Origin of the sequence: Algibacter sp., from assembly GCF_039977455.1 — a bacterium.
GTDB lineage: Bacteria > Bacteroidota > Bacteroidia > Flavobacteriales > Flavobacteriaceae > Algibacter_B.
The window spans coordinates 169,855-182,709 of the sequence record NZ_JBDWDG010000031.1 but is presented as its reverse complement, the minus strand read 5'-3'; the positions used below and the strand labels follow the sequence as shown (position 1 = coordinate 182,709).

Genomic DNA, 12,855 nt, shown 5'->3' with positions numbered 1-12,855 from the left:
TTTAAGCCATGACTTTTATCATAAAAAAGAAAGCTAAGGTTATGTAATTTTAAGGAATAATTTTAAGCTTAAATGTTATGATACGAAAAGCACCAATATCAATGATAATGACCAAAGATGTCATCACATTGAACAAAACTGATAAATTAGAAACCGCCGAGCATTTATTTAAAAAACATAAGATAAGACATATTCCTGTTGTTAATGGTAACGTAATTGTAGGTATGCTAAGCTATAGTGATTTATTACGCCTTAGTTTTGCCGATATAACCAATGAAAATGATAATGCAATAGATGTCATGGTAAATAATATGTTCACTATCGATCAAGTTATGAAAAGAAATATAGTAACGGTTTCTTCTACAAACTCAATAAAAGAAGTTTCTGAATTATTAGCATCCAAAGACTTTCATGCGTTGCCAGTGGTAGATGATAATGAACTAAAAGGAATTGTTACGACTACCGATTTAATAAAGTATTTGCTAAAACAATTTTAAGACGACCTTATTTTAATGCCTTGGTTATTATTTTAGTAGAAGTGATAATTGTCATGAAATCTATATAATTTCTGAAGTAAATTTACCCCGTAATTTAAAACATATAAGCCATGGTACCACACATTCCGATTTCTACGATAATGACTAAAAATATTATTGCAATTAGCCCAAGAGAGGATTTAGATAGGGTAGAAATGCTATTTAATAGACATAAAATAAAACATATCCCTGTGGTGTCTCACGGCGTTATAGTAGGCATGGTTAGTTATACTGATTTAATGCGTATTAGTTTTTCTGAAGAAGTTCCAGAAGACAGCAGAACTGTTAACTCGGTAGTATATAATGCCTTTACAATTGAACAAGTTATGGTTAAAGATGTTGTAACAGTTACTGGCGACACCTCTATTAAGGAAGTAGCAAAGCTATTAGCAGATCGAGAGTTTCATGCTGTTCCGGTTGTAGATGATGGCGTGCCTGTTGGAATTGTGTCTACAACCGATCTATTATATTATTTTATTAAACAAATTTAAGAATTAGCAATTGCTTTTAACTCTTTAATAGTTTCTTGTTGATTAGAGCTTTTAAAAACATGGCTTCCAGCAACAAATACATCTGCACCAGCTTCAACTAATTTCTTTATGTTTTTGTTGGTAACACCACCATCAATTTCAATTCGGGTATTTAAACCTTGTTCGTTAATCATTTTACGCAATTTTTTTACCCGATTGTAGGTGATGTCTTCAAACTTTTGACCACCAAAACCTGGATTTATAGACATGAGTAAAACCATGTAACATTTAGGTAAAATATCTTCTAGGACAGATACAGGTGTGGTTAAGTTTAAAACAACACCGGCTTTACATCCTGCATCTTCAATTTGAGTAAGTGTGCGGTGCAAATGTACTGTAGATTCATGGTGCACGGTAATAATATCTGCTCCTACTTTAGCAAACTCCTCAATATAGCGCTCTGGTTTTTCAATCATTAAGTGCACGTCTAAAGGCTTTGTAGCGTGCTTTTTTATGGCTTCAATAACTGGCATACCATAAGAAATGTTTGGAACAAAGTGTCCATCCATAACATCAATATGAAACCAATCGGCTTCACTTTTGTTAACCATTTCTGTATCACGTTGTAAATTGCCAAAATCGGCAGCTAGCATTGAAGGCGCAATTAATTTAGAAGACATGTTTGTGTTATTTGTTTTGTTTTCGCAAAGCTAAAGTTTTTTATTAGTTGGAAGTCAATAGATCTTCTATAATTTGAAAAAATTATTTTCTTTTTTTACTAGTACTCTAGTAATTTTATTAGCGATGTTTTGGTTTGCGTTTGGTTAAATAGGGATTTTAAGCCCTTTATAACAAAGTTTGGTTTTACTTCACTATTGTAACAAATAGTATTTAGTAGGTAACCAATATAGTGATAAGTTTGTTGGTGCTATGACAAAAAGAAGTGTGTTAAAATGAATAAACCCGCGGTAATCAGCCGCGGGTTCTTTCATCAATCAAAAAACGAACAGTTATGTTGTAACTGTTGTTACTGGAATTTAGTCGTAATTTTTAATAATTACTAACCTAAATACGTTTTTAATATTTTACTTCTAGAGGTATGTTTTAACCTACGAATAGCTTTTTCTTTAATTTGTCTAACACGCTCACGAGTTAGGTCGAACGTTTCACCAATTTCTTCTAGAGTCATTGGGTGTTGGTTGCCTAAACCAAAGTATAAACGAATAACATCTGCTTCACGCGGTGTTAATGTTTCAAGAGCACGTTCAATTTCAGTACGTAAAGATTCATGTAGCAATTCACGGTCTGGGTTTGGAGATTCTCCTGAGTTTAATACATCGTATAAGTTAGAATCTTCACCTTCAACTAAAGGCGCATCCATACTTACATGACGACCAGAGTTTTTCATAGACTCTTTAACATCGTTAATCGTCATATCCAATTCTTTTGCAATTTCTTCAGCAGAAGGAGGACGCTCATGACTTTGCTCTAAAAAGGCAAATGTTTTATTAATTTTATTAATAGAACCAATTTTATTTAATGGTAAACGTACAATACGAGATTGTTCAGCTAAAGCTTGAAGAATCGATTGACGAATCCACCAAACTGCATACGATATAAATTTAAAACCACGAGTTTCATCAAAACGTTGTGCCGCTTTAATTAAACCTAAATTTCCTTCATTAATTAAATCCGGTAATGTTAGTCCTTGGTTTTGGTATTGCTTTGCTACAGATACAACGAAACGTAAATTAGCCTTCGTTAACTTTTCTAAAGCTACTTGATCGCCAGCTTTAATACGTTGTGCTAATTCAACTTCTTCGTCGGCTGTAATTAAATCAACCTTACCAATTTCCTGTAGATATTTATCTAACGAAGCGGTTTCTCTATTGGTAACCTGCTTCGTAATTTTAAGTTGTCTCATCTAATGTGTCCTGAATTTAATTTGTGAATAAATAGGTCGTTCAATAGTTATACGCTGTAACTATTCAAAATGTTACAAAAAACTTTATTTTTTTTTAAATTTCTATATCTTGCATGAAAATTTTTAAGTCCTAAAAACCTATATATGAAGTGTTTTCTACTATTAATTATTAGTTTTTTAAGTGTTGGGGTTATACATTCTCAAACTAATGGAGAGCTAGAATTAACCTTAGAAGGTTGTTTTATTTTAGCTATTAGAAATAATTTAGATTTAAAACAAAATGAGATGGAGGTCGAAAAGCAAAAGCTGTTAAGTAAAAGAGCTAAATGGCATTTTCTACCCGATGTAAGTATTGGAGCTACTCAAGATTATGAGTTTGGGTTTAATATAGAGCCATCAACCAATACTAGAGCTAACGAAGATTTTCTTTCTAACGATTTGTATTTAACTGCCTCAATGGATTTATTAAACTTTTCCAGTTTGAGTAGTTTTAAAAAATCACAGGCTAGTGTTAAAAAATCTGAAGCCGACTCTAAAATTGCTAAAAGAAATGTATTGTTAACTATAGCGCAGTATTATTTAGATGTTATGTTTAATGATGAATATTTAAAATTATTAAATAACCAATTAGCCGAAAGTGATAAACAAATTAACAGGTTAAACGATGCTTTAAACTATGGTTATATTGCAAAAAGTGAGTTATATGACGCTGTTGCGGAACACGCCATAGATAAAAAAAATGTGGAATTAGGTGAGAATAGTAAAAACAGAGCCTTATTAAATTTACTTTATCTATTAAATTATAAGGTAGATACTGATAAAGTTGTTTTTTTTGACAACCTATTTGAGGTAGATGAATCTACGTTAAAGGATAAGTCCTATTATATAGATAAAGTTCTTGCAAATAATCCAATCTCTAAAAGTGCAGATTATAATGTAGAAATAGCAGAAGCATCAATAGGAGAAATTAGAGGAAGCGTTTTACCAAAATTAAGCCTAAAATATCAAGTAGAATCCTTTTATGTGAAAAGTCTATCGGAAGATAATGAAGATATTTTTCCTTTTGGAACTCAAATAGGAGATAATAAAACTAACTCTATAGGAGCAAGTTTAAGTATTCCAATTTTTAATGGTTTAAAAAATAGTTATGATGTTCAGGTTGCCAAATTAGATCATGAAAAGGCTATCATGGCAAAACAGTTAGTTAATAATAATTTAATTTTTGAGGTAGAAAAGGCCTATCAGGATATTGGAGATGCCATTGTAGAGTATAAATCTTCTAACGAGGTTTTATTATCGTCTACCGAATCTTTTAGAACCTCAAAGCTTAAATATGAAGAAGGAAAAATTAATGCTTTTAATTTTGCAATTGCTAAAAGAAATTTGTTAAAGTCTGAATTAGATGTTATTACAGCCAAATACAAGTGGTATTTTAATTCAGTTAAGCTCGATTTAATTACAAAGTAGCTCTAATGTTGTAGGAATTAAGCTGTGTCGTGTGGTAATTTAGACCAAATTACTTTTATACTCGTTAAAGAGAGATGCTTAATTATTAGGTTTGAATTAGATTTGTAAAGTAATTGTTATTAACTCTTAAATATACTACTATGCTAAATTTAAACGACTTAATTAAAGATTTAAACTATACACAAATAGATGAGGTTATAGCAGGAGGTAGAAAAAAGAAGAAAAGAAAATGTAAAAAAGGTTCTGGTTCAAGTTCTAGTTCAAAATCTTCTTCATCAAGCTCATCAAGTTCATCAAGTTCTAGTAATGGCGGTGGATATGGATGTGATGTGCCAATCTATATTGAAGGATAGAATTTATATAATTTTTAAAAAAACAGGTTACACAAGTAAACCTGTTTTTTTTGCTTAAAACTTAAGAGACTAGGAGAGTTATTATAAATATACTTTACTAAATTTATTCCCCCTTTTTAACGTTCATAAAAGATTTAAATGTGCTAATCTCCAAAAATAATTGTAGAAATTAGGCATTTTAAAACCAAGTAAATTACTGTACCGCCTGCTATGTACAAACTTTCTAGTTATATAGAACTCAGCTCAGAAAAGAACAAAAACCAAGAACTTGAGTATTTTGCTGTAATTTCTGCAAAGCGAACAAAAGTATTTTTAATTAATGAAACCATTTTTCATTTTTTAAACCATTTTGAAATGCCTAATTCTTTAGATAAAGTTTTTGGGTATTATAAAGCAGAATTCAAATTAAAAAATAATGAGGAGGAAACCTTACTAAAGGATCAATTACAAACCTTTTTTAATGATTTAACAAAGAGAAAATGGATTATTCCTGACGGTAAGGTTGAAAAGTTAGTTGAATTTGAAACCTTGTTTCAAGACAAGGATACGTTTTTAAATTATAAAGTGTTATCCGTTTTAGGGAATAATAAAATAACAGATGTTTATTTGGTTCGAGACTTAAATACGAATAGAAAACGAGTTATAAAACTGCTCAATAAATTAAAGTTTAAGGATGAAAAAAGCTTCGATAAATACAGTTTTCATTTTAAAGAAGAATATAATTTTGCTAATAAATTTAATTCTATCTATATAAATAAAACTCTTGGATTTAAAACTTATAATAGGCAGCCCTATATTTTATTAAAGCAAATTGACGGCATTAGTATTTCTAAATTTGTAAAAGCAAATAAGTTAAAAACCTCTGAGAAGTTGAAGCTTATTTTAAAAATGCTTAAAGGGTTTTCTATAATTCACCAAAACAACGTTTATCATGGCGATATCCATTTTAGTAACATTCTAGTTAAAAAAAATGGTGTTCCTGTAATTATTGATTTTGGCTATTCCAATAAAGTTGAATTTAATAACGAAATAAACAAGGGGAAAGTTAGAAATGGCGGAGTTTACGCTTTTATTCCACCAGAAAGAGCATTAAGGTCTATAGATAGGCGTTTCTCGAAAGTGACTCATTTTCAGTCTGAGGTGTATCAAATAGGGCTTATTATATATTATGTTTTTACAAAAGATTTACCATTTAAAGCCGATACTTGGAAAACTATGGTTGATGAAAAACAACAGCTAAATTTAAGTGAAAACAAAGCGTTTTTAAAACGAAGAATGCCAGTTCAAGTAAAACAATTTATAATAAAATGTTTAGAATCAAATCCCGAAAATAGATTTAGTAATGCTAGTAGTATGTACGCTAACTGGAAGGTCATTTATAAAAAATACGTTTAAAAATAAATACAATATATTTGAGGCTCTTAAAACCCGAATAGCATAACAGTAATAGTTCATGATAGACCAACAAATTAGAAATAACGATTGTGGTATAAGTGCTGTAAAAACGGTTTATAATATTTTACATAAAAATGTAAGTAGAGATTACATAAAGGATGAAATATTTTTAAATCAGTATGGCTCTAGAATGAGCGATTTAAAAACATTTTTTGATCATAATGGTTGCGAATCAAATTTTAGCCTTTTAGATGTTAATACAACTAAAAATAACACAGCATACTTTAAAGACTTATTTCCGTTTATAATTCCTATTACACATAAAGACGAGTTACATTATATAGTGGTAAACGGCATAAAACGAGGAAGACTTAAGGTTTTTGATTCTACTCGGGTAAAAACCTACTATATCACCTTACAAAAGTTAAAAAAGATAGCACATTATTCAGATAGCTATCTGGATCAGGTGTCCATGCAAGAACGATTAGATATTATTATTAATCGCGAACTTGAAACCTATAAAATAGATAAGAATAAAGCCTTAAGCGATAATGATGTAACCACATTATTTAATAAACTAATGTATTTTGGGTATTACCAAGAAAATTATCCGTTTAGTGATAAAACATTAGAAAAAAAGTTTTTAGAAGATTTAATTTTTAATCAAGACCTGCTAGATATTCCCGAGCATTTTAAAACTTTAGGGATAAATAGAAGTAAAGTTAAAATTAAGGCACCTTTAATTTTAACTGTAAAAGCCAAAGACAAAAGGCCTATTATACATCCGGACTATCCTGTGGCCCAAGAGAGCATGTATCTTAAATTGCTTAAAGGTTTAAAATCGGATAGGAAGTTGTGGTATATATACATTTTTACAGCAATTTTTGCTGCAAGTGTTACACAGTTAGCGGTTTTTATTAATCAAATATTAATTGATAAGGTTTTACCTAGTTTTCAACTAAATATCTTAGTTCTGTTTGTAATTGGAGTTGCCATATTTAGAATTTTTAATATTGTAATATCGCTCTATAAAAGGTTTATTAGTATTCATTTAGGGAATATTTTGGATAAGTATTTTTTAGGCACATTCGATCAAAAATTAAATGATTTCTCCATTCGTTTTATTCAGAATTTTAGACGCGGAGATTTAACAGAACGGTTAAGCGATTCAAGAAAATTAAAAGATTTCTTTTTAAGGTTTTTTACTCGGATATTAGTAGATGTTGTCGTTTCAATTTACTCTCTTATCCTATTACTTTTTATAGATTGGCAGCTTACAAGTATCGTTTTAGTGGTAATGATTCTATTCTATATTTGGTTTAGGATTATGACCCCAATTTTAAAAACTAACGAAATGAAAAGATTTGCTATAAAAGCAAATTACTTTTCAACTATGATTGAAAAAATTGAAGGTATTCAGGTTATTAAAAGTTTTAAAATTGAAAACGTATTTTCCGAAAAGGTAAATGATAATATTGACGAGCTTATTGCCATTCAAACTAAAGTTAAATACTATAGTATTTTTAATTCTACGGTAGTATCCTTAATTACATTGTTTGCAGGACTTACCATATTAACCTTATTGTCTAAAGATGCCATTTTATATCAAACCATTACCTTAGGGCAAATCATTACTTTTTTGGCATTATCATCAAAAATATTTAGCTCTTTAAGTAGTATATTAAGTGAAAATTTAACCTTGCAAGAAAACTTAGTTATCTTAAAACGGTACTTTGATTTTAATGAAAAAGAAACCGCAGCAACTACCGAAGAGGCTATAACAAATGTTGATGTTTCTAGTGTTGATTTTCTTCATGTAGGATTCGAGTACATGCCAGGGACACCAATTCTAAATGATATAAACATTAATATAAATAAAGGAGAAAAAATTAAAATAGAAGGCAAAAATGGATCAGGTAAATCTACCTTCTGTAAAATTTTAGCATTATTATATAGCCCAAGTAAAGGTGCTATTAAAATTAATGATGTTGATGTTAAATTATTTGATAAAAATACCATTAGAGATAATGTGTTATTAGTAAGTAATGAAGATATTTTATTCAATGAAAGTTTACTTTATAATATAACTTTTGGTAAAAATATAGATGTAAATAAAGTTGTTGAAATGGCTAAAAAGATTGATTTCTACGACTTTGTAATTTCGAATAGTGAAGGTTTAGATTATAAAATAAGTGAAAACGGTAAAAACCTGTCTACCGGTCAGCGAAAAAAAATATTATTACTTCGTGCCCTTCTTAGTAACGCTAGTATTATAATGTTAGATGAGGTTTTATCTGGAATTGATACTACCTCTAGAATGGTTATAGAAAACACCTTAATGAACTCTAAAAAAGCGTTTTTAATAATATCTCATGAGGCTGTTAGTCATATGGAATTCGATAAAACGTATGTATTGGATAACGGAAAATTAATGCTTCAATAATAAAATGAGTAGATATAGCTTAGATAATAAACGATTATATGAAACCAAGGAAATTAATTTTATTAAAATTTTCTTTAGGATTTTATTGGTCTTTATAGGTATTGTTGTACTAGGGTTTTTTGTAATTCCTGTAAATGATGTTGTATCTTATAATTATGGTGAAATCATATCAAAAAACCCAGAAATTAATTTTAAGGCCCCTTTTGAAATTATTCCAAGAAAAACCTTTGTAAGTAAGGGAGACCGTGTTACTAAAGGCGATACTTTAATGGAAATTGATAATGCAAGTGGCGAGTTTGTTACCATTTTTCAACAGAATAAATCCATTGATATTGATAAATTAAATATAGAGGAAAAGGTTGCATTTTTTAAAAAACAGATTGGATTAGACTCTATACAATATATTAATAATCGCAAAAAAATTACTAATGAATTAAGAAGTATTGAGCAGCAGGCGTATTTATTAAATGAGCAAATTAATATTAAGCGAAATAAATTAAGCTCGGACTCTATTATGTACAAAAAAGAAGTTATTAGTTTAATTGAGCTTAGGCAAGCCAATGATGATTATTTAACGGCTAGAAGTCAGTATGTGCAATTAAGAAATCTAAAAAGCCAATTACAAGGCCAATTTAGTTCTTTAAAAAACGAGTATTTACAAAGTAAAAACACTTTAGAAATTCAAATTTCTGATTTAATAGCCTCTCAAAACCGATTAGATCAACAAAAAGAGAATGTAAATTCTAAATTAGAAACTAGGGAGAAATCTATTGATATTGTTCAAGCCGCAGATAATAGGCAGTTTTTAATTGCAAATCTAGATGGGGTTATTGTAAATGTTTTTACCCAAAACCAAAATTTAAGTTTTATAAATAAAGGGGAATCTTTAATTTCTATAACACCAGATTCTGAAAGTTTTTATGCTCGAGCACGAGTAAAGGAGCAGGATTTAAAGTATTTAAAAGAAGGGCAAACTACGCATTTAAAATTAGATGCGTATTATTACTATCAATACGGGCCCATAAAAGGAACCTTAAGCTTTATTCCTAATAGGAAAGAAGTTGATAATAACTTTTATGTATTAATAGATTTACCAGAAACTCAAAAGTTAAATTTAAGATCTGGGTACTCCTTTAATGGGGATGTTATTTTAGAAAAAATGAAGTTAGGAAAATACATTTTAAAGAAAGTATTTGAAAAATACGATACTAAAATGAGTGTGGAAGCAATACCTTCGAAAAAAACAGAGGATATTGGTATTTAATAGAATTAAGAGTTTCTATTAGCTAGCATGATAGAAATGTTCTTAATTAAAAGATAAAAAAGTTTATAAAAAAAAACCGTTTCAAATAATTTGAAACGGTTTTTTAATTTATTGAATTTAAAAGGGTTTAATTTTCCTTTTTATCTTCTCTTGGTTTTCTATCATCACGACGGTTATCGCGTCCTCGATTATCTCTACCTCTGTTATCGCGTCCACCACGACTATCTCTAGAGTTGTCTCTTGGTGGTCTTTCAACATAACCTTCTGGTTTCGGTAAAAGCGCTTTTCTAGACACTTTCTCTTTACGAGTACGTTTATCTATTCCAAAGTATTTAACATCAAATACATCGCCCATATTAACTACATCGGTAACGTTTTCAGTACGTTCCCAAGCTAATTCGCTTACGTGTAATAAAACTTCGTTTCCTGGAGCATCTATGTATTCTACAACAGCACCAAAATCTAACATTTTAATAACCTTTACTTCGTAAACGCTACCCACTTCAGGCTTAAATAAGATAGAATCTATTTTTGCTAAAACAGCATCAATACCTTTTCTTCCAACACCTAAAATTTCAACAATCCCTTCTTCGGTAACAGGATCTTCGTTAATAACGATAGTTGTATCTGTTTCCTTTTGCATTTCTTGAATCACTTTTCCTCCTGGTCCAATTAACGCACCAATAAATTCATTAGGAACACGTCTAGAAACCATTGTAGGTGCGTGATCTTTAACATCTGCATTTGGTGTTTCAATAGTTTCGGTAATTTTACCCAAAATATGTAAACGACCATCGCGGGCTTGTTTTAAAGCATTTACAAGAATTTCGTAAGATAATCCTTTAACTTTAATATCCATTTGGCAAGCCGTAATACCATCAGCTGTTCCTGTTACTTTAAAATCCATATCTCCTAAGTGATCTTCATCACCTAAAATATCAGATAAAACAGCATATTTTCCAGAATCAGCATCCGAGATTAATCCCATAGCAATACCAGAAACTGGTTTTTTCATTTGCACACCGGCATCCATCATAGCCATAGTACCAGCACAAACAGTTGCCATAGAAGACGATCCGTTCGATTCTAATACCTCAGATACTACACGTACAGTATACGGGCAATCTTCAGGAACCATACCTTTTAAAGCACGTTGCGCTAAATTACCATGTCCTACCTCACGACGAGAAGTACCACGAATAGGTCTAGCTTCACCAGTACAAAAAGGAGGGAAGTTATAGTGTAAATAGAAACGCTCTTCACCTTCAAAAGATGGCATATCTATTTGGTTTGCTTCTCTACTTGTACCTAAAGTAACTGTAGCTAAAGCTTGAGTTTCCCCACGTGTAAATATAGACGATCCGTGTGTAGAAGGTAAATAATCAACCTCACACCATATTGGTCTAATTTCATCTGTTTTACGGCCATCTAAACGTAAACCTTCATTTAATGTTAAATCTCTAACAGCAGCTTTTTCAGCTTTACTATAATACTTAGAAATTAATCCACCAAAATCAGCTTGTTCTTCTTCAGTAAAACTAGCTTTAATTTCTTCTTTAATCTCAGCAAATGCAGCACTACGCTCATGCTTAGCAGAACCTGCTTTAGCAATAGCGTATACTTTATCATAAGCCATATCGTGAATCTTAGCAGCTAAATCAGCTTCTTCTCTTTCACCTTCATACTCACGTACTTCTTTTTTACCAAAAGCCTCGGCTAATGCAACTTGAGCAGCACATTGTACTTTAATAGCTTCGTGCGCAAACTTAATGGCTTCAGTCATTTCCTCTTCAGAAATCTCATCCATTTCACCCTCAACCATCATAACAGAATCGGCAGAAGCACCAATCATCATATCGATGTCAGATTCTGCTAATTGAGCACGTGTTGGGTTAATTACAAATTCACCATTTACACGACCAACTCTTGCTTCAGAAATTGGACATTCAAAAGGGAAATCTGATAATTGAATAGCCGCCGAAGCTGCTAAACCTGCCATAGCATCTGGCATAACATCATCATCATGAGACATTAATTGGATCATCACCTGAGTTTCAGAATGGTAATCTTTTGGGAATAATGGACGTAAAACACGATCCACTAAACGCATAGTTAAAACTTCTCCGTCACTAGGTCTTGCTTCTCTTTTAAAGAAACCTCCTGGGTAACGTCCTGCAGCAGCAAATTTTTCTCTGTAATCTACCGTTAAAGGTAAAAAGTCAACATCTGCTTGTTTGTAATTGGAAACAACTGTACACAAAAGCATACATTTTCCAGATTGAACAACAACAGAGCCATGTGCCTGTTTTGCTAATTTTCCGGTTTCGATAGAAATTTCTCTACCGTCTCCTAGGTCAATAACCTCTTTAAAAACTTTTGGAATCATAAATTTTTTCTTGTAATTCAAGCATATGCATGCCTAAATCATGTTAAACAATGGTCGTTGTGTTGTTGTGTGTAGTTGTTGTGTGCGACAATTAAATGTCTCTTGACCAATGAAAAACCTTTAGTCCCGAACTCGTTTCAGGATCTAGCTTCTTCTAAATGCGTTATTTAAACTCTTACGCTCGAGTTATATAATTTGGGCGTTACCCACAAGGGGTCGGGCTTTACGTTTCAAGTCCTGGCTCCTCCTACGTCGGGCTGTGGGCTTTCCACTACAATCCCTAACGCAAAAACAAAAAACCACGTTGTAAAAACGTGGTTTTTTATATTTAAGTTTATTTTCTTAAACCTAATTCTTTAACTATTGCACGATATCTTAAAATATCCTTTTTAGTTAAGTAATCAAGTAAGCTTCTTCTTTTACCTACTAATTTTACTAAAGAACGCTCAGTGTTATAATCTTTACGATTTTGTTTTAAGTGTTCTGTTAAGTGGTTAATTCTTTGCGTAAATAACGCAATTTGTCCTTCTGCACTACCAGTATCGTTTTTTCCTTTACCGTGTTTTGCGAATAACTCTTCTTTTGCTTCTTTTGATAAATACATGCTAATATTATTG

At 31.0% G+C, this 12,855-nt stretch carries 11 protein-coding genes; 7 read left to right on the top strand and 4 right to left on the bottom strand.

Annotation, left to right across the window (positions count from 1 at the left end):
- Window positions 1–77: 77 nt before the first annotated feature.
- Window positions 78–497, top strand: coding sequence for a CBS domain-containing protein (locus ABJM36_RS15655; RefSeq protein ID WP_348452441.1), 420 nt, complete (start codon window positions 78–80; stop codon window positions 495–497).
- Window positions 498–607: 110 nt separating this feature from the next.
- Window positions 608–1,027, top strand: a complete 420-nt coding sequence (locus tag ABJM36_RS15650; RefSeq protein WP_348452439.1) for a CBS domain-containing protein — start codon at window positions 608–610, stop codon at window positions 1,025–1,027.
- Here the strand turns inward: ABJM36_RS15650 and rpe are convergent.
- Together rpe and ABJM36_RS15640 are read right to left on the bottom strand one after the other, a co-directional pair.
- On the bottom strand, window positions 1,024–1,686 hold the full coding sequence (gene rpe, locus ABJM36_RS15645) for a ribulose-phosphate 3-epimerase (RefSeq protein ID WP_348452437.1): 663 nt from the start codon (window positions 1,684–1,686) through the stop codon (window positions 1,024–1,026). The genes ABJM36_RS15650 and rpe overlap by 4 nt on opposite strands.
- A gap of 380 nt (window positions 1,687–2,066) precedes the next feature.
- Complete coding sequence (locus tag ABJM36_RS15640; protein WP_042497104.1) at window positions 2,067–2,930, bottom strand: sigma-70 family RNA polymerase sigma factor; 864 nt, start codon at window positions 2,928–2,930, stop codon at window positions 2,067–2,069.
- Between the two features lie 144 nt (window positions 2,931–3,074).
- Between ABJM36_RS15640 and ABJM36_RS15635 the strand changes: the two genes are divergently transcribed.
- From ABJM36_RS15635 to ABJM36_RS15615, 5 genes are all read left to right on the top strand, one after another.
- The gene (locus tag ABJM36_RS15635; RefSeq protein WP_348452435.1) at window positions 3,075–4,397 is read left to right on the top strand and encodes a TolC family protein; all 1,323 of its coding nucleotides are present in this window, start codon (window positions 3,075–3,077) and stop codon (window positions 4,395–4,397) included.
- A 140-nt stretch (window positions 4,398–4,537) separates the two neighbouring features.
- Window positions 4,538–4,750 (top strand): hypothetical protein, encoded by a 213-nt coding sequence (locus ABJM36_RS15630; RefSeq protein WP_348452433.1) that lies wholly within the window; start codon window positions 4,538–4,540, stop codon window positions 4,748–4,750.
- A gap of 210 nt (window positions 4,751–4,960) precedes the next feature.
- On the top strand, window positions 4,961–6,145 hold the full coding sequence (locus ABJM36_RS15625) for a protein kinase (protein ID WP_348452431.1): 1,185 nt from the start codon (window positions 4,961–4,963) through the stop codon (window positions 6,143–6,145).
- A 58-nt stretch (window positions 6,146–6,203) separates the two neighbouring features.
- Complete coding sequence (locus tag ABJM36_RS15620) at window positions 6,204–8,588, top strand: ABC transporter transmembrane domain-containing protein (protein ID WP_348452429.1); 2,385 nt, start codon at window positions 6,204–6,206, stop codon at window positions 8,586–8,588.
- Window positions 8,589–8,592: 4 nt separating this feature from the next.
- Window positions 8,593–9,852: an HlyD family efflux transporter periplasmic adaptor subunit gene (locus ABJM36_RS15615; RefSeq protein WP_348452427.1), complete on the top strand. Its 1,260-nt coding sequence runs from the start codon at window positions 8,593–8,595 to the stop codon at window positions 9,850–9,852.
- A 127-nt stretch (window positions 9,853–9,979) separates the two neighbouring features.
- Here ABJM36_RS15615 and ABJM36_RS15610 read toward each other — a convergent pair whose 3' ends face one another.
- Both ABJM36_RS15610 and rpsO read right to left on the bottom strand, forming a co-directional pair.
- Window positions 9,980–12,238, bottom strand: coding sequence for a polyribonucleotide nucleotidyltransferase (locus tag ABJM36_RS15610; RefSeq protein ID WP_348452425.1), 2,259 nt, complete (start codon window positions 12,236–12,238; stop codon window positions 9,980–9,982).
- Window positions 12,239–12,572: 334 nt separating this feature from the next.
- Entirely contained in the window at window positions 12,573–12,842 is a 270-nt protein-coding gene (gene rpsO, locus ABJM36_RS15605) for a 30S ribosomal protein S15 (protein ID WP_348452423.1), read from the bottom strand.
- Window positions 12,843–12,855: the final 13 nt, after the last annotated feature.